18 protein-coding genes are annotated in these 23683 nt (G+C 48.2%); 5 read left to right on the top strand and 13 right to left on the bottom strand.

Annotated elements, in window-relative coordinates:
* Positions 1-284: 284 nt before the first annotated feature.
* On the bottom strand, positions 285-1709 hold the full coding sequence (locus tag NFHSH190041_RS17310) for an APC family permease (RefSeq protein ID WP_261922956.1): 1425 nt from the start codon (positions 1707-1709) through the stop codon (positions 285-287).
* A 942-nt stretch (positions 1710-2651) separates the two neighbouring features.
* Between NFHSH190041_RS17310 and ansB the strand changes: the two genes are divergently transcribed.
* The 3 genes from ansB (at position 2652) to NFHSH190041_RS17290 (ending at position 8427) form a co-directional block, all read left to right on the top strand.
* Entirely contained in the window at positions 2652-3713 is a 1062-nt protein-coding gene (gene ansB, locus NFHSH190041_RS17305) for an L-asparaginase 2 (RefSeq protein ID WP_261922955.1), read from the top strand.
* Between the two features lie 383 nt (positions 3714-4096).
* Positions 4097-5968 carry a methyl-accepting chemotaxis protein gene (locus NFHSH190041_RS17300; RefSeq protein ID WP_261922954.1) on the top strand — a complete coding sequence of 624 codons (1872 nt, stop codon included), beginning with the start codon at positions 4097-4099 and terminating at the stop codon, positions 5966-5968.
* A 590-nt stretch (positions 5969-6558) separates the two neighbouring features.
* Positions 6559-8427 (top strand): methyl-accepting chemotaxis protein, encoded by a 1869-nt coding sequence (locus NFHSH190041_RS17290; RefSeq protein WP_261922952.1) that lies wholly within the window; start codon positions 6559-6561, stop codon positions 8425-8427.
* An 85-nt stretch (positions 8428-8512) separates the two neighbouring features.
* Here NFHSH190041_RS17290 and NFHSH190041_RS17285 read toward each other — a convergent pair whose 3' ends face one another.
* From NFHSH190041_RS17285 to NFHSH190041_RS17275, 3 genes are all read right to left on the bottom strand, one after another.
* Entirely contained in the window at positions 8513-8764 is a 252-nt protein-coding gene (locus NFHSH190041_RS17285) for a hypothetical protein (protein WP_261922951.1), read from the bottom strand.
* Between the two features lie 326 nt (positions 8765-9090).
* A complete protein-coding gene (locus NFHSH190041_RS17280; protein WP_261922950.1) occupies positions 9091-11016 on the bottom strand; it encodes an FUSC family protein in 1926 nt (641 codons plus the stop codon).
* A 126-nt stretch (positions 11017-11142) separates the two neighbouring features.
* Positions 11143-11478 (bottom strand): TM2 domain-containing protein, encoded by a 336-nt coding sequence (locus NFHSH190041_RS17275; protein ID WP_261922949.1) that lies wholly within the window; start codon positions 11476-11478, stop codon positions 11143-11145.
* Positions 11479-11753: 275 nt separating this feature from the next.
* Here NFHSH190041_RS17275 and NFHSH190041_RS17270 point away from each other — a divergent pair, with 275 nt between their 5' ends.
* Positions 11754-13121, top strand: a complete 1368-nt coding sequence (locus NFHSH190041_RS17270; RefSeq protein WP_261922948.1) for an alanine/glycine:cation symporter family protein — start codon at positions 11754-11756, stop codon at positions 13119-13121.
* Here NFHSH190041_RS17270 and NFHSH190041_RS17265 read toward each other — a convergent pair.
* The 5 genes from NFHSH190041_RS17265 to NFHSH190041_RS17245 form a co-directional block, all read right to left on the bottom strand.
* A complete protein-coding gene (locus NFHSH190041_RS17265; protein ID WP_261922947.1) occupies positions 13118-14263 on the bottom strand; it encodes an ABC transporter permease in 1146 nt (381 codons plus the stop codon). The two genes, NFHSH190041_RS17270 and NFHSH190041_RS17265, sit on opposite strands and share 4 nt — an antisense overlap.
* Before the next feature lie 41 nt (positions 14264-14304).
* A complete protein-coding gene (locus NFHSH190041_RS17260) occupies positions 14305-15270 on the bottom strand; it encodes an ABC transporter ATP-binding protein (RefSeq protein WP_261922946.1) in 966 nt (321 codons plus the stop codon).
* A complete protein-coding gene (locus NFHSH190041_RS17255; protein WP_261922945.1) occupies positions 15263-16237 on the bottom strand; it encodes an HlyD family secretion protein in 975 nt (324 codons plus the stop codon). Before NFHSH190041_RS17255 ends, NFHSH190041_RS17260 begins: the two co-directional genes overlap by 8 nt.
* Before the next feature lie 113 nt (positions 16238-16350).
* Complete coding sequence (locus tag NFHSH190041_RS17250; RefSeq protein WP_261922944.1) at positions 16351-17706, bottom strand: flavohemoglobin expression-modulating QEGLA motif protein; 1356 nt, start codon at positions 17704-17706, stop codon at positions 16351-16353.
* 150 nt (positions 17707-17856) lie between these two features.
* Positions 17857-18027, bottom strand: a complete 171-nt coding sequence (locus tag NFHSH190041_RS17245) for a PA3496 family putative envelope integrity protein (protein WP_261922943.1) — start codon at positions 18025-18027, stop codon at positions 17857-17859.
* Between the two features lie 425 nt (positions 18028-18452).
* Here NFHSH190041_RS17245 and rimK point away from each other — a divergent pair, with 425 nt between their 5' ends.
* A complete protein-coding gene (gene rimK, locus NFHSH190041_RS17240; protein ID WP_261925170.1) occupies positions 18453-19358 on the top strand; it encodes a 30S ribosomal protein S6--L-glutamate ligase in 906 nt (301 codons plus the stop codon).
* 84 nt (positions 19359-19442) lie between these two features.
* Here the strand turns inward: rimK and NFHSH190041_RS17235 are convergent, their stop codons facing one another.
* The 4 genes from NFHSH190041_RS17235 to NFHSH190041_RS17220 all read right to left on the bottom strand — a co-directional run bounded on the left by NFHSH190041_RS17235 (position 19443) and on the right by NFHSH190041_RS17220 (position 23652).
* Positions 19443-20144, bottom strand: a complete 702-nt coding sequence (locus tag NFHSH190041_RS17235; RefSeq protein ID WP_261922942.1) for a TorF family putative porin — start codon at positions 20142-20144, stop codon at positions 19443-19445.
* A 441-nt stretch (positions 20145-20585) separates the two neighbouring features.
* Positions 20586-21668, bottom strand: a complete 1083-nt coding sequence (gene degS, locus NFHSH190041_RS17230; protein WP_261922941.1) for an outer membrane-stress sensor serine endopeptidase DegS — start codon at positions 21666-21668, stop codon at positions 20586-20588.
* Positions 21669-21775: 107 nt separating this feature from the next.
* Positions 21776-23131, bottom strand: a complete 1356-nt coding sequence (locus NFHSH190041_RS17225; protein WP_261922940.1) for a Do family serine endopeptidase — start codon at positions 23129-23131, stop codon at positions 21776-21778.
* 176 nt (positions 23132-23307) lie between these two features.
* Positions 23308-23652 carry a YhcB family protein gene (locus tag NFHSH190041_RS17220; RefSeq protein WP_261922939.1) on the bottom strand — a complete coding sequence of 115 codons (345 nt, stop codon included), beginning with the start codon at positions 23650-23652 and terminating at the stop codon, positions 23308-23310.
* Between the last annotated feature and the right edge of the window lie 31 nt (positions 23653-23683).

The raw sequence follows: 23683 nt of genomic DNA, 5'->3' as shown, positions 1-23683 counted from the left end.
TTGTTTAACTTTCTGTTTAATCTATAGAAAAATTTTTTAAGCCGTGACGTTAGCGAAAATCTCTTATGTTAAATAATCATGCTCTATTATTTTAAGAAATATAAAATGGACGGCCAAAAATATAAAGATAAGTATTATTAAGGAGATACTCTTATTTGGGGGATTTCTTGAATATCATAACCCTACATAAAGAAGGGGTATAACAAAATAATCTGTAAGATTTTAACTGAAAAAAGGCAGATTTCCATGATGGAGAATCTGCCTTGTCAGTTACACAATGGTGTTCAAATCATCATGTTGGCATTCGCGCGATCAATTTGATCCTGGCGGTTTTTATAGATAAAGGCAGCCACTGCGGGTAAACAGAAGACAATAAAGCCACCAATCAGCATGCCCATTGCATTTCCGCTACCGATATTCTGTGGTACGTCATAGCTGATAGCGATAGTACAGATGCAGCTGAGGATACCTAAAACACTGACCAAACCGATACCAAACTTACCACCGGGTACTCTAAATGGTCGTTGGATATTAGGGTGTTTGATACGTGAGGCAATAAAACAAATGAAGACGCAGATATACATAATCATATACAGCTGAGTCATCAGAATGTTCAGTAGCCACATGCCTGAATTCACATTCGGGACAAAGATAAAGATCAGCGATAGCAGGCTAACAATCGCCCCTTGTAATAACAGCAGGGAGACAGGTGCTTTATTGGCATTTTCCTTCGTCAGGCGTTTAGGCAGGAACTTATCAATAGCCGCCACATGCAGGCTTTTAGTCGGGGCGATAATCCAGTTATTCAGACTGGCTAAGCTGCCAAATACAATCGCCAGGGCAATAATCGGTAGCAAGAAGCTTAAGTGCATATCATCAACAAAGGACTTAAATGCCAGCACGACCCCTTCACTTAGGCTGGAGTTATCTGATGAGACAACGGCTGCAATCGACAGAGAACACGCTGTGAGTGACAGCAAAATGACGGCGGTGGAGATAAAGAGTGCTTTAGGATAAGTTTTTTGCGGGTCTTTGATTTCGTTGGCATATGAAGTGGTAATCTCAATACCTGTCAAAGAGAGCACAACTGCAGTAAAGCTGGCACCCATGCCGGTGGCGGAAAAATCTGGCAACCAATCACTGACATGTGACAGTGAGATATGGGAATGACCCAGATCATTTAAGCTCCAGTAACAACCTAAACCGATAATCAGAAAAATAGGCAGGATCAAACCGAAGGTACCAAAAACATTGGTAATGACGGAGGATAATTTAAGCCCTTTAATATTAATCAGTGTCAGTGCCCAGAACACTATATTAATCATCACCAACATAAATAAATTATTATTGGCTAAATCTGGGGAAAATGGATAAGTGCCCGTGGCGATAATAAAAGATATTAATGGCGGGTAATACACAATATTTTCAGCGTATTGAAACCACACGGTTAAAAAACCAAATTTAGGTCCAAGCGTTTGTTTACCCCAGAGATAAACACCGCCTTGACTCGCATAGGTTGTACTGAGTTCAGCGCATACTAATGCAGTGGGAATAAAAAAGCACAGACCGGCAAACAGAAAAAAACTGATCACATGGCTTCCCATAAGAGCCGTGCCAGGTAAATTACGTATACTGTCGACTGAGGTGATAGTGATCATTATCACCGAGAACACACTGAGTTTAGCGGCACTCTTTAGAAGTTGGCTCATGAAAACTCTCTTAGGCGGTATGGAGAGGGGACCCCAAAGATGACGGAAAATTTAAGGGGATTTTTATCTCATAGAATGCAGAAAATATGAATTAGTAATCGCCAACATGAGTTTTTATTCATTTTTACGCCATCTTTGTGATGTAATTATTCTAAAAAACAGTGTAACTATCTGATCTTAAAATTTTGTGTTAATAAATTGAGCTTAATAATTGGGCTAGTTAAGCACTGACAACTTGACATTAATCTTGCGGGGAGGCGGTGTCGATGAGGCTATCTATTATAGTGGGGGATTTTTATCGTTGTGCTCGTTTGCAGCCCAGTATGATAGCCACTTGCCGGACGTAAGGCTTAAACCTGACCACAGCTCTAACTTCCTCTGTGCCAAGGTACGCTAACCCTGGCAGCCATCTTTTAATACCGTCATTATCAGCATAACTTGCCTACATACTACCCAATCAAATCCGAGCAAATCAGGTGTTATGGCATGCAGCATTTATCCAGCGTGACTTATTAGGTGTGAACGTCATATGAATAGTCGGGCGACACGAACAAGAGACTGGTATGGGGACTTCTCATCCTATTTATCCAGTATATGCTAAGGATAAATATGCCTATTCCTATAATAAAATATTGAACCAAGTCTCAGAAATTATATTCGCCATTGAATAGAGAATATTGTATATGTAATTCAGTTTTATTTATTAATCAATAATCCAGTAGCTAAAAATAGGATAATTAATTTTATTAACAATGGTCGTGTTAATAATTTTTAAATGATGGAAAGTTACTTAAGTATTTAGATAATTACTTAATAATAGCTAAATTCAGTTTTCTATATTGTGGCACTGTTCTTTACGGTTATTTCGTTCCTGTCACAGTTTTATAAAAGAATAATTTTTAACCTCGTTTGGCTTAATAATAACCCATAAGGGAAAGTCTGATGAGAAACGCATTTTTTAAAGTTAGTATGGTCTGTGCAGCTATGCTGACTAGCAGTCTAGTCTTTGCGGCGGATAACCTGCCTAATATTAAAATTCTAGCAACTGGGGGCACAATTGCCGGTGCAGGTCAATCTGCAACGGGATCGGCTTATACTGCTGGAGAGGTGGGGGTTAACAGCCTTATTAATGCCGTGCCAGAATTAACTAAAATTGCTAATATTACCGGTGAGCAGGTCGCGAAAATCGGCTCTCAAGATATGGATGATGCCACTTGGCTGAAATTGGCAAAACGGGTAAATGAATTACTTAAACGGGATGATGTGGATGGTATTGTGATTACCCATGGTACAGATACCATGGAAGAGACTGCGTATTTCCTTAATTTGACTACCCACAGTGACAAACCAGTTGTGCTGGTTGGTGCCATGCGGCCATCAACTGCCATCAGTGCCGATGGTCCTAAAAATCTGTATGACGCAGTAGTGACAGCTGCAGATAAAGACTCAAAAAACCGTGGTGTTACCGTGGTGATGAATGAACAGGTATTTGATGCTGATAGCGTGACAAAAACCAACACCACTAATACTGACACCTTTAAAGCACCAGACTTTGGCACCATTGGTTATGTGCATGATGGTGATACCACTTACCGTTATGCCGAAGTGAAAGACGGTCCTAAGCAATTTTTTGATGTCTCAAAACTGACCCAACTGCCTAAAGTTGGCATAGTTTATAACTATGCCAATGCTTCTGATTTGCCGGTGAAAGCATTTGTTGATCATGATTTTAAAGGTATCGTTAGTGCCGGGGTCGGTAATGGCAATATGTACCACACCATATTTGACTCTTTGGCTGATGCGAGCAAACAGGGCATTAAAGTGGTGCGTAGCTCACGGGTACCAACCGGTGCCACTACCCAGCATGGGGAAGTAGATGATGTGAAATATGGTTTTATTGCATCAGAGCATTTAAATCCGCAAAAAGCTCGTATTCTGCTCAGTCTGGCATTGTCAGAAACCAATGATCTGCAGGCAATTAAAAAGATGTTCAATAACCAATAACTGTCCATATCCACCTTGTTGATTCTCAATACGATAGCAAGGTGGATAAGATTAAATACATTTTGTCCCTGTGAATATTTAATCATTATATCTTTTCAGTTATTTTTAAATAATAATTATTTATTACTAGAGTAACGCCTAATGCAATATTTGAATTCGTAAATACCTAATAGTGGGTATTTATTGCAAGTTTTTATCTGAATATGTTTTTGTATTTTCGCCTGAATATTAAATTTAGTCTTCGACTTTATTTATGCCAATCTCTGCCGTTATATCAATACTAAGTTACTTGAGTAATTTCTTTTAGCGTTAACTTGAATAATTATTCATTTGTTAACGTCTTTCTCTGTCATATCTCAATGTTGCAGGCGTCTTACGTACCTATGAAGTCTTTTTCGTTAAAACAAAAAATATTATTTTCTGTCATTATTTCGTTATTAGTGGTGACTTGTGTTTTGTCTTGGCATAACTACCGAAGTCAAATTGAACAGTTACAGCAAAGCAGTGTAGAACGCTTACAGAATCTCAGTAAATTACAGGCTGAGGAAATCAGTGAATGGCTGCACTTTAATAAAAAAGTCATCCTTGCTTTATCTGAACATATGGAGATTGGGCCTGAAGATTCGCTACAGCAGGCCCAACAGTCAGGCAGTTTTCTAAATACTTATATGGGGTATACAGACGGAAGGATGCAGGATTCAGATCCCAGCATTAATCGGCAAGGATATGATCCCAGAACCCGACTTTGGTATAAAAAAGCCTTAGCGAATTCAGATGTGGTGGTCACTAAACCCTTTATTAGCGCAGCATTTCACAAACCCATTATTACTGTTGCAAAAGCCATTAAGACTGGTGTGGTTGCCGGAAATTTAGCCATCGATAAAATTATTGACAATATCGTTAATATGAAATTACCAGCTAATGGTTTTGCTATTTTAGTGGATAAAGATGGCACTGTTATCGCGTATAAAAACCATAATAAAATTATGGGACCATTGCAGGATATTGATGAGGATTTAGCAACTAAATTGGTAGCGCAACATCATCATCATGATCATTTAATGCCTATCCATTTTTCAGAAGACGATAAAGATAAATTAGTTTGGGCAGAAGATATTCAAGATGCTCCTTGGGATTTGATATTGGTGTTGGATAAAGAAACCCTTGAAGCGCCTATGCACCAAATGCTGATCTCACAAATTGTTATATCCTTGATTGTGTTGTTGCTTAGTGTCTTGGCAATTTATGTACAGATTGGCCGTTTGTTTAGTCCGTTAGCAAAAGTGTCTAAAGCATTAAGAACCATTGCCAATGGTCGAGGCGATTTAACTCAACATATTGATATTACGGCAAATGATGAGATAGGAGAACTGGCTGGTAGCTTTAACCGATTTGTGGAAAGCCAGCGCCAATTAATTGGTCAGGTAAGGGCATTGTCCCACGAGGTGGGGGAAATTGCTGACTTAGCCGTAACACGCAATCATGCCTCTGCAGACGAACTTCATCGCCAGCAGCAGGATGTCAATATGGTCGCAACAGCGGTCACAGAGTTGGCCTCGGCAACCCAAGCTATTGCTGAAAATGCGGAACAAACCGCGACGGCAGCGAACCAATCATCTGTTAGTGGCGAGCAGGGAAAAGGGCTGGTAGAGCAAACTCGTAAATCGATTAATTCATTGGCGAAAGAAGTTGGTCAAGCAACGGATGTAATTGGTGAATTAAGCCGTCACGCTCAAGCTATCACTAGCGTTTTATCGACTATTCAGGGTATTGCTGAGCAAACCAACCTCTTGGCGTTAAATGCGGCGATTGAAGCCGCTCGAGCGGGAGAGCAGGGCCGAGGCTTTGCGGTCGTGGCGGATGAAGTTCGGGTATTATCACATCGTACTCAGGAGTCCACTAAAGAGATCCATGAAACCATAGAGATGCTTCAGCGCACGACCGCCGATGCGGTTGAGTTAATGCAAGCCAGCCAATTGTTAGCCACTCACAGTGTGAAGGATGCAGATACCGCAGCCAATGCATTAACAGAAATTACCACTGCTATTGACGTTATTTCTGATATGGCAACGCAAATTGCCACGGCCGCAGAACAGCAAACTCAAGTAACCGCTGATATTTCTCAAAATACGATTGCGATTAAAGATGGTACTGATGAAATGTCTGAAGGGGCTAAAAACGGTGTGGATCATGCTCTACGGCTAAAACAGAAATCAAAAGATTTAGCAGATCAGGTTGCCACGTTTAAACTTTAATTCTATGTCTCCAAGCTTGCTAGGGTCTGTTGACGTTTCAAGTTTGTTTTTGCAGCGATTTGAGGATTCTTTATACAAGGCAGAGGCTTTGATAGGTAGTTGCGCTACCTGATAAGCTGATAACGCAGTAGAAAGGAGCCTCAAACGCTGCCCGCAGGGTTCGGCTAAAAGCGTTTTACTCTTTGTTGAGCGGTTCTTGCTTAGAATAACTAGGCGACAAACCACTCGCCGCGATTAAAACGCTTTTATCTCGAACAAAATTTAATCACGAAACGTCAACAGACCTAGTTAGCAGCTAATTCTTGATTGTTGGCAGTTTTGTTTAAAAAAGGAAACGAAACTGTCAACAATTTATTTGCTCATATGATTTATTATTTATAGAGAATCACCAATCTATAAATAACATTTATTCAAAAATAGCTTATTAAATAAAACAAATATTGTGATGTTATGTGAATATTTAAAATATATTTGAATAATCTAATGCATTGACTTCCATCAGATTAATCTAATGTGTAAAAATTAGATTTTATTTTGGTCTGACGTTTTCAGACCTTTTTAGTACGTTGATGCAAGGCATATATGCTGTTATGAAATCCTTCTCTTTAAAGCAAAAGATATTGCTATCCGTTATTTTAGTTATGTTGGCTATTATTATTTCGTTGTCTTGGTATAGTTATACTGAACAGAAAAATCAGTTAATTCAGGCAGCGACTTATCAGATTAAAAGTGTTGCCCATGAGCAGGCCATAGAAATAGCCGATTGGCTTAACATACGCCGTCAAATCGTTACTGCGATGGCGAAAAATGTCCCAGTTGATCGCGATAATGCCTTACAGCAGGGAAAGATATCTGGGCATTTCCTCTATGCTTTTGTTGGGGATGAACAGGGAAACATGTATGACGCTCACCTTAAAAACAGATCGGGTTATGACTCGCGAAAACGACCTTGGTATCAGTTAGCCAAAAGTGCGGGTCAGCAGATAGTTACCCCGCCATACCGTACCAAGACTGATCACACCGTAGTCATTACTATTTCTGAACCAATACAAGCTGGTGTCGTTGGTGCCAGTGTACCTATTCAAAGTATCATTGATGGAGTGACAGAATTATCCCTACCTGATAATGGCTTCGCTATTTTAGTGCAAAATAACGGTAATGTGATTGGCTACCATGACCCAAGTAAAATTATGCAGCCATTATCAAAAATTGATGATGGGTTATATAAACACCTAGGGCAGTTCACTGATAGCCAAGAGGGATTCCAAGAAATCAATTTTGATGGTGATAATCGACAAAAGTTAGTTTGGGCACAAAAAGTAGCGGGAACAGATTGGGTGTTATTGCTGGTATTGGATAAAGCAACACTAGAAGCGCCACTAGGCAAGATGCTCTGGATACAATTGAGTCTGGCATTGATAGCCTTAATCCTTGGTGCAGTGGCTATTTCCATACAAATTAATCGGTTATTTTTGCCCTTGAACCATGTGTCTCAAGCATTAGCCGCTATTGCTAGTGGTGGCGGTGATTTGACTCGGCGGATTGAAGTTGAAACAGCGGATGAAATCGGTGAGTTGGCAGATAGCTTTAATTCATTTGCAGCAAGCCAACATCAACTCATTCGTCATATACGGCTTCTTTCTAGTGAGTTGGGCGGTATTGCTGAGGGTACATTGGCTTTAAATCATGCTTCTGCCAATGAGCTGCAGCGCCAGCAACAAGATGTCAGCATGGTCGCTACCGCAATTACCGAACTTGCTTCGGCTACCCAAGAAATTGCCCATAATGCGGAGCAGACAGCCAAAGCCGCAGAACAGTCTGCCGTTAGCAGTGAGCAAGGGAAATGCTTGGTGGAAAAAACGCGTCAGTCTATTCACGATTTGGCCGATGAAGTGGTGCAGGCAACTGATGTGATCACAGAGCTCAGTCGTCACGCTCAGGCGATAACCGGAGTGTTGTCAACTATTCAGGGAATTGCAGAGCAAACCAATTTGCTGGCATTAAATGCTGCCATTGAAGCGGCCCGAGCTGGTGAACAAGGCCGCGGTTTTGCTGTGGTGGCAGATGAAGTTCGGGTGCTGTCTTATCGCACTCAAGAATCGACCAAAGAAATCAACACCACCATTGAAACACTACAGCGGACGATGGCAAATGCAGTTGAACGGATGCAGGCAAGTCAAACGCTAGCCGATAGAAGTGTTAAAGATGCTAATACTGCATCAGGTGCACTAGCCGATATCACCTCTACCATTGCTATTATTTCTGATATGGCGAGCCAGATTGCGACTGCCGCGGAGCAGCAAACTCAGGTGACGGCTGATATCACTGAAAATACTGTGGCGATTAAGGATGTGACCGATGAAATTTCTGCTAACGCTAAAAATGGTGTAACTCAAGCAGATAGCCTGCAATGCAAAGCTGCTGAGTTATCCGCACAAGTGGGAGCCTTTACGCTCTAAATCATGGGGTAACTTATCGAAAAATGGAGCATTACGCTCCATTTTTTATTTGAGGAAAACCGCAAAAGACCGTGCGGGTGGCCGGTTAGGCTTTACCCAGCATATGGCAGCACTTGTCAGCAAACAATTCGCGGGAGTACCAGGCAAAGCTGATCAGAAAACCTGGCACAATAAAACCGGCCAGAATAGTGAACTCAATATCAGTTTTTAGACGGGCATAATGCCGGGCGACTTCCTGAAAATTTGAGATACCGGCATCTGTTGGCAAATAGCCCCAAATGATGAAAAGTGAGAAGAGTATCACCCAAGCGAATCGTAAAGTTTTAGCTGTGTCCATTTATCCGTAGCCCAGTGCGGGAATCTGGCGGCAATATAGGCCGGGAAATATTTAAAATGTTTGGCGTAGTTCAAACTTTTGTACTTATCTTTGCCGGAATGATGCAAGTTTGAGCGTTCGCTCAGGCCTGCGATTGCACCCCGGTAACACCGAGAGGCAACTTGAGTCAGTTAAGGAGAAAATCCGGGGTATTGGCCGGGATTTTTCGCGCATTAGCATTGTTCCAAATACAAAACAGTTCAGCAATATTGCCCGTAGGATTGCGCTGCGGCTACAGACAAAAAGACCTGCCAGAAGCAGGTCTTTTATATTGCTGTTAGCGAGGCTTATGGCTGTAGATCGAATGGCCGTTGCCAGTTAAGCCAACCATAGAGTCGGTTGATATCTTCACTAAGCCATTGCTGCGGTGTCCACTGTTCAGGCCCTACGGTGTGGTGGTTCTCTAGCAATGACCACTGGGCACTCATGCGTTCCTGATACAGCTGCTGCCAGTTATCCATCATGCCCATGGTCCAGTCAGCCGGGGTGTGCTGCTGGTGCTCCATAATGATCAAACTGGCGTGCAGGGTCAGGCCATGCCAGAGCAGAGACTGCCAATCACGCAGCTCACGCTGGGTAGTATTCGGCTCCAGCCGCATAAAGCTGATTTCCTGGTTCAGTTGTCGCAGCGCTTCGTGGGCTTGCCACCGCAGCGGGCTTTGACTGACGCCTTGATTGATATCATCTAGATACGCCTTTTCCAGTTGCCACCAGGTATCCACATAGCTGTCTAGCCAGCGACGGGTCCAACTGGGAATAAACAAATGCATCGCTAAAAAGGCGATCAACGCACCGGTAAAGGTATCGACGGCCCGGTAAAAGGCGATATAGGGATCACTGGGCAGCAGCAAGGTGATGGCAAAGATCATCATCATGGTCAGCCAAAACACGTGGATTTCATATCTGGCCTTATAGAAGGTGGTAAATGCCAGAAACACGGTAATACAGGTGGCGTAATACAGCCACTGGCCCTGACCCATAAACCAGATCAGACTCAGCGCCAGAATACTGCCAAATACGGTGCCGTACATCCGGCTCCAGATCCGCGCCTGCAGCTGACCCAGTGGTGCCACCATCAACACAATATAGGCGGTCAGGGTAACCCAATACCCTTGAGGTAGGTGCAACAGCATGACCACTGCCTGGCAGCATAACAGGGTGAAGACAATCCGCAGGCCGTGGTGCCATTCCCGTGAGTGAGAGCGGATCGCTTTGCGCCATTGGGTGCGAACACTTTTGGCATCCGATGGCCATACCTGACTGAGTTGGTCACGCCAGTCGGCTCGCAGCTCAATTTCGCCGGCCATGGCCTGCTTTAAACAAGCATCAGCCTCCTGAAGCAGATTTTGGCAGCTGGTACCGGTGGGGACAGTCAGCTCCAGTGGTTCACAGCCTTTGGTCAGTTGACTGGCTACTGCACTGAAATAGGGCTGGAAATTCATGCCATCATGATTGTTTTGCTGCTGGATACGGCTGATGGTTTCCAGCTTGTCGATAATGGTCAGCTTAGCCTGCAGGCGACGGGCAATCTCTTCTACCTGGGGCTTATTCGGCATTTCCAGCAACCAGTGTGACAGCACCGCAATGGAGTCATCCAGCTGTTCACGCAATGCCAGACGCAGGCCAACATTGTCTAGCGCAGATTCGGCCAATTGCTGGCACCAAGCAGTCAGCTTCTGTCGACACACACCTTGCAGTTGCTCACCTTGACGGATGGCTAGCCAGGGGCCGGCAATCACCGCACTGACAACGGCTGCGGCCGAGCCAAACAGGGTAGATAGCAGCACCATTTTCCAATCGGAACCTGTCTCCAGCAGATGCAGAGAGCAGATCACGCAGAAACCGGCGTTATAGGCCAGTAACTGAATATATTTGCGCTGATTGGACGTCAGGCCATAGATTAGGCTGAGTAGACCCAGAATGACAATGCCCAAAAAGTGGTGCCAGAGACTGAGCAGGGCAAGAGCACTGCTGAAACAGCACAGTAATGCGGATTTGGACAGTAAATCTGCCCGTTTAGGATAGGCCAGATTACGGCCCTGAACACCGACCAGCCAGGCGGCAATCAGGGCGTTAACGCCACTGGTGGTATCACCCAGAAAAGTAAACAGCAATAGGCCAGCCACCATGGGCAGACCGATACGCAGGCCGTCGGGAATATCGGCACTGTCGGGCAGCCAATAGCGCAGCCACTGCAAAGCAGAAGTTTTCATTTGGTTACAAAATGGATAAGGGGGGTTGGGGGGATTTAACGGAGCGTTATTCTAACGCTCCTGTGGAACAAATGTTCAGCAGAATGTAACAAAATTAATGAAAATATGCGTTTGATCGCGGTTTGCTTATCCCAATAGTGATCGGCGGCAATATTTAAATTCAAACGCGGATGGCGTCATTCGCCCCGTCAGAAAAGCGTCACGCCAACCCAGCAGTGTGGGCACTAATGTCCAGCTGAACAACAGGTACAGAAAGCCGGATGGGTATTGTCCCAGATAGAAACGATGCAGGCCGAACCCGCCAAGTAAGATCCCAAACCAGGTAGCGAGACGCTGATTTTTTACCCGGAACGCAGGGTCGACGCCTGCCAGTGCTTCCAGCCCCTGGGCGCACAGGCATTCATCACACAGTACTGAGGTAAGCGGCAGAATTTTACCGCACTGGGGACAGGTATTGAGCATTATTGTTATTCCTGTAACGACATAGGGTAATAGCATTATGTGTACACGTGTTCGCTTAAATCCAGATATCTAGATCACACTATGCAAATAAATACGCTATCGCAGTAACTTTTTATTATCCATGTTAACGGCGGGTCATTTCAGGCCAGAGTCGTGGCAGGGATTTTGCTGTATCTCCTCCAGATAGGTTTTTAAAATGTTGTAAATATGTTGTAGTCTGGTTTCCTCAAGCTCGATAAGCACCCGAATGAGAATAACAAGATAACGAGGTAGTTATGGAGACAGTGACACTGTGGCTCAGCACTATTAATGGGATCGTGTGGGGCGTACCCATGCTGGTGGCAATTCTGGGCGTTGGCCTGTTCTTATCTATCGGCCTTAAGTTGATGCCGGTGCTGAAACTGGGCGCGGGGTTTAAATTACTGTGGCGTGGTCGAGAAGCCAATGATGACCATCATGGGCAAATCAGCCCTTTTAATGCTCTGATGACCTCATTGTCGGCCACCATAGGGACGGGAAATATCGCCGGGGTGGCAACTGCCATTTTTATGGGCGGCCCGGGTGCCCTGTTTTGGATGTGGTGCACCGCACTGGTCGGAATGGCGACTAAGTATGCTGAAGCTGTGCTGGCAGTGCGTTTCAGAGAAGTGGATGATAAGGGCAACCATGTTGGTGGCCCCATGTATTACATCAAAAATGGCTTGTCTGCGAAATGGGCTTGGCTTGGTGGCGCCTTTGCGCTGTTTGGTGCCTGTGCCGGATTCGGTATCGGCAATACGGTGCAGGCTAACTCGGTAGCGGATGCGCTGCAGAGCAATTTCTCCTTGCCGACATGGGCAACGGGATTGATATTAATGCTGCTGGTAGGCGCGGTGCTGATGGGCGGCATTCAACGGATTGCTCAGGTCGCTGGCCGATTGGTTCCCCTGATGACGATTTTCTATATTGTGGCTGGGTTAGCGGTATTGCTGGTCTATGCCGAAGCCGTGCCTGCGGCATTGGCGCTGGTGGTGGAAAGTGCCTTTAACCCCGTGGCGGCGCAGGGCAGCTTTGCTGGCGCAGCTGTATGGGCAGCCATTCGTTTCGGGGTTGCCCGCGGGGTTTTCTCCAATGAGGCGGGGCTGGGTAGTGCGCCCATTGCCCATGCGGCGGCAAAGACGAAAGATCCGGTGGCGCAGGGATTGGTCGCCATGCTCGGTACCTTTATCGATACCATTATTGTCTGCTCCATTACCGGGCTGGCGATTGTGGTCTCGGGTGCCTGGACGTCAGGGGAAAATGGCGCGGCACTGACAGCGTTTGCTTTCTCCCATGCGCTGCCGATAGGGAATTATATTGTGGCCGTCGCTTTGGCCATTTTTGCCTTTACCACCATTCTGGGCTGGAGTTTTTACAGTGAGAAGTGCGTGCAGTACCTGTTTGGCCTGAATGCCGTTAAGCCTTTTCGGGTGATCTGGACGTTGGCGGTGCCTTTAGGGGCGGTGGCGTCACTGGATTTTATCTGGCTGCTAGCCGATACCCTTAATGCCATGATGGCGATTCCTAATCTGATCGCACTGGTGCTGCTGAGCCCTGTGGTATTTGGGCTGACCCGGGAATATTTTCGTCGCACGGCAGGTAAAGGCGGTTCATCTGCGGGTTAATCCAGGCGTTTACGAAATCTGGCCGCGGCTAATACGACGCCTGCTAGGGTAAAGCCCAGTAGCCATAGGGCATCACCGGCCAGATCACCTAAACTCGCCCCCCGCAGTACTATCCCCCTGACAAGGCGCATAAAGTGGGTGCCGGGCAGTAGCTCGGCCAACCATTGTGCTGGCGGGGGCATGGCTTCAAAAGGAAACATAAATCCGGATAAGAGTATGGTCGGCAGCAGCACGAAAATGGTCATCTGCATCGCTTGTAACTGAGTTCGCGCAAGGGTTGAAATCAGTAGCCCCAAGGTCAAACTGGCGGCAATAAAAAGGAGTGTTGCTATCAGCAGTTGGGCCGGTTGACCATGGTTCGGCACATCAAAAATGCCGTGTCCTAGTCCTAGAATAATCCCGGTCTGGATCAGACCGACCAAAATATAGGGCAGAATTTTACCCAGCATCAGTTCCAATGGCCGGATGGGCGTGGTGAACAACAGCTCAAGATTGCCTCTTTCCCGCTCTCGGACGATAGCGGCTGAGGTGAACAAGATCATCGTCATGGTCAGGATCACAGCAATAAGGCCGGGCACCGTATTAACGGCTGCGCGCTGCTCCGGATTGTAATACAGCGTCATGGTAAAGTTTGCCGACATCGCTTGGGGACTTAGCCCTAATGCTGGTGGTTGGCCGTGTGGCGCTAAGGGAGAATTTAACGGCAGTTCAGCCAAGCGAATAATGGCCGCGGCAATCAAGGTATCTGAGCCATCTATAAGCCATTGACCGGCAGGTTTCCCCAAGGCCAGGCGGCGGGATAAATCAGGCGGCAGTATTAAAGCGGCGCGGATATCACCCCGGGTGATAGCATCTTCGGCCTGGTGCACATTATGGTTGCGTTGGCGGATTTCAACCACCTGAGTATTACGGATGGCCTCAATAATGTGCCGGCCGATAGCGGACTGGCTCTGATCGACCACGGCGATTGGAATATTACGCACGTCAGTATTGATGGCATAGCCAAATAGCAATAACTGAATGAGTGGGATCATCACGACCATGCCGAAGGTCAGTCGGTCGCGGCGCAGTTGCCGTAGCTCTTTTATCACAATGGCACGGATACGGCGGTAAGATTGGCAAACCTCATTTCCTCCTCGCACTATTATGATTCTCCTGCCTTCGTTGCTGTTACATTGTGGCTTTAACGGCGTTCGCGGTTGCTCTTACCGGATGGTGGTTGAGACTGTCGAGCGTGTTGGCCGGTACAAGCCACAAATACATCTTCCAGATTTGGCCTGACCGACTGTAAACGGATATTCCCGTCAGGCAGGTAAGCTTTTAGCCAGAGCTCCGGCGCCGTGATTTCGCCCTCTATCATGAGTCGCAGTCGATTGCCCAGTTGCGCCACTGAGCGGATCTGCGGGAGGGGCGTTAAATGCTGTTTTAGCTGGCGCAGATCCGATCCCGTCAGCTCGATGATATGCATAACAAGCTGGGACATGAGTTGCTGCGGACTCCCGCTGGCGCAAATGGCACCTTTATTCATAATGGCCAGCCCGTGGCAGCGCTCCGCTTCATCCATATAGTGGGTGGTCACCAAGATGGTGGTGCCGGCGGCTGACAGATCAAACAGTTGCTCCCAAAAGTCGCGACGGCTTTGAGGATCCACCGCCGAGGTGGGCTCATCAAGAAACAGCACCTCAGGCTGATTGAGACAGGCACAAGCCAGTGCCAAGCGTTGTTTTTGCCCACCGCTGAGTGTCCCGGCCAGTTGCCCGGCCAAAGGTTGTAGCTGGTAGGTTTGACTCAGTGCTGCAATCCGATTACTCGCCTGGGTTGTGGAAAGGGAAAAAATCTGCGCCATAAACATCAGGTTTTCCCGTACAGTCAGATCGCCATACAGAGCAAATTTTTGCGTCATATAACCGATGCGCCGCCGCAGTGCCTCTGCCTGTTGTGGTATTGCCAGTCCTAGCACGCGGGCGGTTCCCGCGCTGGGCGTCAATAATCCGGTCAGCATGCGGATAGCGGTGGATTTGCCGCAGCCATTAGGGCCAAGAAAGCCATAAATTTGCCCTTTAGGTACTGACAAATTCAACCCATCAACCGCCATCAATTGACCAAAGGCTCGGCTCAGTCCCACAGCCTCAATGGCACTATCACTCATGCTTGTGTGCCTCTTTGGTTGAAAGGGATGGCAACTCGGCTTGCACCACAAGCCCGCTGGGCAGCGCATCGGCAGCAGCATCTAAATCCAGCTCCGCCAGATAGACCAAACGGGATCTGTCCTGCTTATTTAGCGCAAAATAGGGGGTGAATGCCGGTTCGTGGCTGAGCCAACGCAGGGTGCCAGTCAGGGGCGATACCAGCCCATCTATCTTGACGGGTAATTGCATGCCTAGTTGAAGGCGGGTCATATAAAGTGCAGGAATATAGACCCGGGCGAAGGGGCGTTGGCCCGTTTCAATAGCTGCCACCACAGCCTGCACCGGCACGTGGTCGCCGACATGATAGGGCAGACTATCTAAGCGGCCACTGCGACTGGCAGTGACACTGAGTTCATCAAGGAGTTGCTGCTCCAGTGCCAGCTTGGCGTTGGCTGCTGTTAAGGTGGCGGCCGCGCGGCGGATATCTTCTGCTCGGCTACCATGGTGAAGTTTATCCAGTTGTTGTTGCGCAGCTGCTAACGCCGCTGTGGCACTGTCATATTGCGTGCGGGCACTGTCTTGCTCTGCTGCACTGATCAGTTTGGCGGCGGTCAGTTGTTCGGTGCGGTGGTAGTGACGTTCGGCTTGGTACTGCTCAGCCAGTGCTTGACTGACATTGGCCTTTGCCGTGGCAATATCTTCCGGGCGCTCCCCATGGTGCAAGCGCGCCAGATAAGCTTTTGCCCCAGCCACCTCGGCTTTGGCCAAATCCACTCGGCTGCGCTGTTTACGCTGATCAAACTGCACCAGTAACTGGCCACGGCTTACTTGATTGCCCTCGGCCACCGGCAGCTGGGTGATCACTTCCGTCGCGGTGGCTCGCAGCAGTACTCGTTCCCGCTCCAATGTTCCCAAGGCTTCTGGCGCCGTGGCAGGGGTGCAGCTGGGCAAGATGAGTAGCGGTATCATCCATAACAGTGCGTACATGATTCATCCTGAATACCTGAAGATACGCACAAATATTGTACAGTTTGTGCGCAAGGAGACTGTGAGCTAGACTGGATTTTACGGCGGCTGCCGGGCAGCCGCCTGAGCAGGGATTAACTGAAGTTTTCGTCGAACTCGGTATCGTCGACAAATTCGGCAATAGGATCGACTGTGGGCAGATCGCGAAACAGATGCTGGAAGTGACGCTGTACCCCTTTCAAATCGATACCCGCCAGACCGGTGGCAAATCCGAACCAGGCATACAGGCCGCTGTAATCATCAAACATGGGTGGCAGATATTGGGGAGCCTGTACGATGCCTTGCCGGTGCGCCTGATACAGCACAGGAATGTCTTCAATAGCCAGCTTACCGACAAACAGCATGGGGATTAATTCTGGCATCCCGGCGGTGATGGCGGCGCGGATAAAATTGATGTTTTCCACATAGCCGCGTACATAGGCGATATCTTTGGTAAAGCAGGCTCCACCTGTGACCATACCGCCGCGAAAGACCCGTTGGGTCACGCGATAGCTGTCTTTTTCGCTGAGGTTTTGCTCTCGGAAGTGACGGTACACCTCAATAAAATCAGCCCCATTTTCGGCCATATGTACAGCTGTCACACGGTCGCTGATGCGCCGAGCCCGTCCCGGTGTGGAGCTTAATGTCAGCATCTCCAATAATACCGCCAGCCCTTCTTGGGTGGCTGTCACCCGAGGTGAGCCGCCTCTTAGCCAGGTTGCCCAAGGCTGGGCGCGGCCATTAAGGGTGGTACCTAAATGTACCCAGCCTTCATGGACTTCATAAACATTTAGGTCTGCCTCGCTAAACATGGCATCACTATTGAGCTTAATTGTGTCGCCCCCCACTGCGGCATCGGAAACAATACCATCGCTGAGCCGCACCAGAATTTCATCATTATGAAAATACCGGTTTAGCCTGTGGCGCAATTCATCCACGGCGTCGGCTGCTGTTACGGTTTTAGGGTGCTGGCGGTTAATACGTCTGGCAGCGGGCAGGGAGAACAGATAGCTAAGCCGGTCACCCAGCTGTTTCAGCGTATGGCGATCGCCATGGAGTTTATGGCTGGCAGAGCCATACAGTCGTTGACTGACTTGGCCAAATTCCACCGTACCGCGGGATTGCAGTAAGTCAACGACCAGATAAAACTGCTCAACATTGCGGCATAAAATTTTGCCCAGCGGATCTCGCACACCTAGGCGTTTACGAATGGTTTTTTTCAGCGCGGCAAGTTTGGCTTTGGTGTCATCAGCATCAAACCCCAGCGGGCGTTGGTGGTAGTAATCCTGATCGATAGCGGGCATCACATTGCCCTTATTGGCCAGAAAACGCTCCTCTTCTTCCCTGGGCCATTTGATGGCATCGAGAATTTGCAGCCGGGACTGTAAGCGAAACAGCTCATTGGATAACTCCCGGAGCTGCTCAAGGTAAGCCTGTTCAACCTGTGACATGGTGCATCCTGCAACGAAAGTGGTAACCGGCTTGGTTATAGCACGCTTTTTAGGCCGAGCATACTGGTTTTATTGCGCTGTATATCAACAGATTGAGGAACAATTCAGGCCGGATAATCCGGCCTTGGCTGAGGGTGGGGCGGGGCGAGCTTAGTCGTCTAACCCCAGTGCTTTTCGCAGCTGCATCTGCTCAAAGTAGTCATCAAGTCGGCGCTTGACGGCGCGTTTTTGCTGCAGGTTAGTGGCTGCCTGACTGCCCTTAGGGTTAGTCAGTTCATCAATTTCATGCTCATCTGGAAGTGCTTCAACAATCCGAGTCATGTGGATGGCTCCTGAAACCAATATTATCTCCGGCGCAGGGCAATACTGTTGTACCCCGCCGCCCCTGTACATGGCAAATTTCTAACGAAAAACCCGAATGGAGAAAAGCAAAAAATTTTTCCGGCCGGGCTTTCTTTTACAATCCTTGAGATTGTTCACAATAATGCACTAGTGACCTGCTTTTTCCCCTTGAGATACGTACTCGATTGCGCCAAGGTAGTTAGGTTGTGTGAGATTTTCAGGATGAGCTATTTCACCCAAGCTGTTGAGAAAATCATCATAAACGACAATTGTTTACCTCGATTTTCTACTCGGTGTGTCCGCGCCAGTCTGGCCGGTATGGCGAGGAGGAACCGGGGTGGACGGGGCACGGCGTGCCGGATGCACTGCCGTGGTTTGATCATTTCTTATTGAGCATTATTGCCATGAAAATTGGTATCCTGTCGCAGTACCCTGAACTCTATTCTACTCGCCGTTTGGTGGAGGCTTGTGAGCGTCGGGGGCATGAGGCGGTCGTGATTAACGCCCTTAACTGCTATATGAACATCAACTCGGTAAAGCCATCCATTCACTTTGAAGGGGCTGATATCGGCCATATTGATGCCATCATTCCCCGCATTCACGCCAAAATCACCTTCTATGGCTGCGCTTTGGTGCGCCAGTTTGAAATGATGGGGGTTTATGCTGCCAACGAGTCCATTGCGATTTCCCGCTCCCGGGACAAATTACGGGCATTACAATTACTGTCCCGTCAGGGGGTCGGGATGCCGATCACCGGATTTGCCAGTAAACCCAATGATATTCCTGATCTGATTAATATGGTGGGCGGTGCCCCGCTGGTGATTAAGTTACTGGAAGGCACCCAGGGGATTGGTGTGGTACTGGCGGAGACCAAAACTGCAGCGGAAAGTGTTATTGAGGCCTTTTTCGGCTTAAAGGCCAACATCATGGTGCAGGAATACATTAAAGAAGCGAATGGCAGTGATATTCGTTGTTTTGTGGTGGGTGATAAGGTGATTGCCGCCATGTGTCGTCAGGGGCCAGAAGGGGACTTTCGTTCTAATCTGCACCTGGGGGGCACGGCTCAGAAAATCAAGATCACCCCAGAAGAGCGCCGCACAGCAGTGGCGGCGGTAAAAGCGATGGGGTTAGGGATTGCAGGGGTGGATATTCTGCGTTCTTCCCGCGGACCTTTGGTACTGGAGGTTAACTCAACGCCAGGACTGGAAGGCATAGAGAAAACCACAGATATTGATGTGGCGGATCGCATTGTTGAACATGTGGAAAAAGCCGTGGCCGCCCGCAAAGGCAAACGCCATGTGATTGCTTAACTTGGCACTTCCCCCGACTTGTCTTATAAGGCGTGTCGGGGGCGTGTGAACTAAGCATCAAATTCACCGTGGTAAAGGCCGAGCTTAAAGATCAAAGCTGAAGCTGTATCCCAACACCACTTTGGTGTCATCGCCACTAAGGTTGGTGTCTGCCAGCATAAAGCTGACATCGCCCATCTTGGTGGCAGCGGTCAGTGCCAGATGATAGTCACTGTAATTTTGCTCCCCGAACCAAGATTGAATTACATCGCCACTGTTATGGCCGTAATGCAGTGCCAATGACAGGGTATCCGATAAAGGTATATCAATATCTGCGGTCAGGTAGCGGTAGTCTTTATCATCCAGTCCTGTTGCAGCAACATCGTCTCCAGCATGAATAAATCCGGCATAACCCAGTGTTAGCCAGCGCCAGGTGATCACGCCGTAAAGCTCCCCAAAACTGATACTGCCATCGGCATCGGGATAGCCGTAATAGAGGTAGCCGGCATCAATACTGATACCCTGCCCTAAGTCAGTGCTGAAACCGGCATACAGATCCAGTTCATAACTGGTGCCATCATTAAAGTCGACATTAGAAGCCCAACTGCCGACATAAAAGCCGCTTTGGTGGCTGTAATCAAGCCCGCCTTGAACTGCGGCCTTATCTTGGGTTTGGCTGACTCCGCGCCAGAGATAATTGGATGTAATGCCAAGATTGCCAGAGACATCGGCTTGGCTGGGTTGGCTGACTGATAGCATCGCCGCGCTCAGGCTGGCCAAAATGGTGTGACGTGTAAGATGGTTCATATATCCCCCTGATAATGATCTTTCCTGATTCTTATCCCTGCCGAAGACAGAAGCCGTCCCGGACAATCCAGGCAGTATTGGTTGTTTTGCCAGTTATATGCCAGCGCGGGTGGGCTGTGGGTGATAAGCCCCAAAAGAGGGGGCGGTTGTCGGTTGCTGTTTGAGTAACTGCGTGTTGTGTATGAAGTTATTAGGAGGGCGTCAGACGCTAGACTGATAATGCTGCTCTGTGGCGATCTACCACTTAAGTGTGCTGTTTTATGGGCGTGGTTATCGCTTTGGTAGCAGGATATGCTGCATTGTGATGCGGCTGCACCGAGGTTGTGCAGTTGGGATGGCCTTGTCGCTGGCGGTCTATTGCCAGCAAGATTAGGCGCTAACAATAAAACAGGGAGCCATAGGCACCCTGTTTTTTCGTACTGTGATAGCGGCGGTGAGCTATCAGTTATAGTTCACCCGTTTTTCACCTATGGTCACAGGCAAGGTCACTAAATTCCCGCCCCGGAATACGGTCAGGTCGATACGGGTGCCGGGTTTGGTTTCTGCAATGCGGTCCATCAGCATTTCGGCGCTAACCACTTTCTCGCCATTAAAGGAGACGATGATGTCGTTAGGGTGTAAATCGGCCTGAGCAGCGGGGCTGCCTTTGTCGACTTTCATCACCAATACTCCGCTGCGATCCGGCATATTCAGGATTTGCGCCCGGGCAGGATCTAATGGTTGCCCTGTCATACCCAATGCCCCACGGATCACCCGGCCATCTTTAATCAGTTTGCCCATAATGCTATAAGCCAACTTGATGGGAATGGCAAAGTTGATACCGTGGTTGCCACCTTCACCGCTGATTTGAAATGCAGCGGTATTGATGCCGATAAGGGAGCCACTGGTATCAATCAAGGCGCCGCCGGAGTTTCCGGCATTAATGGCGGCATCGGTTTGCAAAAAATCCTGAAAGCCACTGGAAAGACCATTGCGGCCGGTGGCACTGATAATACCTTGGGTGATGGTTTGCCCTAGGTTATAGGGGTTCCCGATAGCCAACACCACATCGCCAACTTGAGGGGGGATATTCAGGTTGAGTGGCACGACGGGCAGGTTGTCCCCTTCAATTTTGATCACTGCCAGATCGGTTTCTGGATCAGAGCCAACAACCTCGGAAACAAACTGGCGGCCATCTTGCAGCGCAACAATAATCTCGTCGGCTTTTTTAATTACATGGTAGTTGGTGAGGATATAACCCTCTTTACTCATCAACACCCCGGAGCCCAGCCCTTGCAGAGAGCCTGCGCTCAGTGGCTGTTGGCGGTCGATATTGATGCTGTAAATATTGACCACAGCAGGAGCTGCGCGGCGCACCGCACTGGCAAAAGATAGTTCAACATGTTCCGGTCCACGCACCTGCAACAGACTATTGATGGCATTACCGCCATTGAGCATATGGCTGGCCAGCAGAAAGACGGTAGCCATAAAAAGGCCGAAAAAGGTCGCCTTGCCCAGATAGATGAGCGTGTCTTTGAGGGTCATGTAATGGACTTGATGGAAAAAAGTGCGGCTAGATTAACATGTTTGCCCTGAAGAAACATCGGGGGCATGGGCCCCCGATTGACTCTTTTCAGTGCGAGATGATGGACTTAGCCCTGCAAGATTTGATACAGCACGATGTTGTCACGCAGCACTTTTAGTGCGGTGGCATTGTCATTGTCTTTCAGTAATTGTCTCAGAGACTTAAGATCTGAAACCTTGGTACGGTTGACGCCAATAATAATATCGCCTTTTTCAAAACCACTCATGGCTGCTGGTGAGCCTTGGGTGACTGCGGTGATCGCCACTCCTTTGGGGCTGTTCTCCAGAGTTGCGCCTTGCAGCATAGGGTGCACTTCGCCAGCCGCTGCCGTCTTGGTATTGGCCGCTTCGCCCAAGGTGACTTTAACCGTTTCTTTATCACCATCGCGGATTAGGCCTAATTTCACTTTGGCTCCCGCGCCTAAGGTGGCGATTTTAGCCCGCAACTCGGCAAAGGTTTTCAGTTTTTTGCCATTGATGCTGGTCAAAATATCTCCGGCTTTGATCCCGGCTTTATCTGCTGCACTGTCCGGCATGACCTCTACCACAAAGGTGCCATGTTGGGTATCCAGCCCAAAAGCTTTGGCCAGTTTGCTATCCAGATCTCGCCCGGCAATCCCCAGTACGCCGCGGCGCACTTCCCCGTGCTCTAATATCTGTTCAACCAAGTTGTGCATCATATTGGCGGGAATGGCAAAGCCAATGCCGACATTACCGCCGCCGGGAGCCACGATCGCAGTGTTGATACCGATAAGTTCCCCATTGAGGTTTACCAAAGCGCCGCCAGAATTACCCGAGTTAATGGCCGCATCGGTCTGAATAAAGTTTTCTAGCATCTCAATACCCAGTCCACTGCGACCCAGTGCGGAGACAATCCCTGAGGTGACTGTTTGTCCCAAGCCGAAGGGGTTACCGATGGCGACGGCAAAATCACCAACCCGTAATTGATCTGAGTCAGCAGGTTTTATTTCCGTTAAATTATCGGCTTTGATTTGCAGCAGTGCGATATCTGAGTCAGCATCCCGTCCCACCAGTTTGGCGGTGAATTCACGGCCGTCATGTAGCCCAATTAGGATTTCATCTGCATTATCAATTACATGATTATTGGTAACGATATAGCCTTTATCAGCATCAATAATCACGCCTGAGCCCAGCCCTCTAAATGGTCGTTCACGCACTTGTTCCCGCGGCGCATTCGGGCCGAAGAAGTAGCGGAACATATCCGGCACCCGCTGTTTGGAAACATGGGTGCCAGAAACTGCGACTGAGACGACAGCGGGGGTCGTGCGCTCAAGCATGGGCGCTAAGCTTGGTAGTTGCTGGCTGTTAGCCGCCATCGGTAGGGCGGCACTGGCGGTCATCGGCATTAAGGTCAGCCCCGCGCTGAGAATGGCGGCTGAGAGTACAGAGATTTTCATTTTCATCGATATATGGCTCCTTCAATAGGGGTCAATATGCAGTTGAAGCTGTCAGTGTGACCGGCAGTTGCGTTTGCCGGTACTGAACGGATCCTTTGGCTCTTTTGACTGGCGGCTGCGGTGGGAGTTTCCCTGTTAACCGCTGAAAATCGTAACTTTGTGTGTCAATCAGTAGATTGAGGTTATTTTTCGATTTTGTCTCCGCTGTTATCCGCGTTATTGGGGGTGGCATTGCTGCGTTGTAATTGTGCCAGTGGCGGCAGTTTACCGTCGAGTTGTAGCGTATTAGCAGTATCATTCCAACTCTGGTTTACCCGGTTTAGCTGCTCGGTTAATTGGCTCAGTTGCTGCAGATGGCCGGCGTACTGATCTGTCACCTCCTGCCTGTACTGGCTCATTTCCATCTGTGCCTGCTCGATCACTTTCGCGTTGACTTTTTCGCCACTATTGCGGGAAATCAGACTGTGCAGCACATAACCCAGTACGAGACCGATAATAAAAGCGGCCAGTGTCAGTGTCCAATCCATACATACTCCTGTTGCTATCCTGTTCGCTGTT

It is taken from the genome of Shewanella sp. NFH-SH190041 (assembly GCF_024363255.1).
In the GTDB taxonomy this organism is placed as follows: Bacteria; Pseudomonadota; Gammaproteobacteria; order Enterobacterales; family Shewanellaceae; genus Shewanella.
Note: the sequence above shows the minus strand (reverse complement) of the source record. Positions and strands in the feature narration are given on the sequence as shown.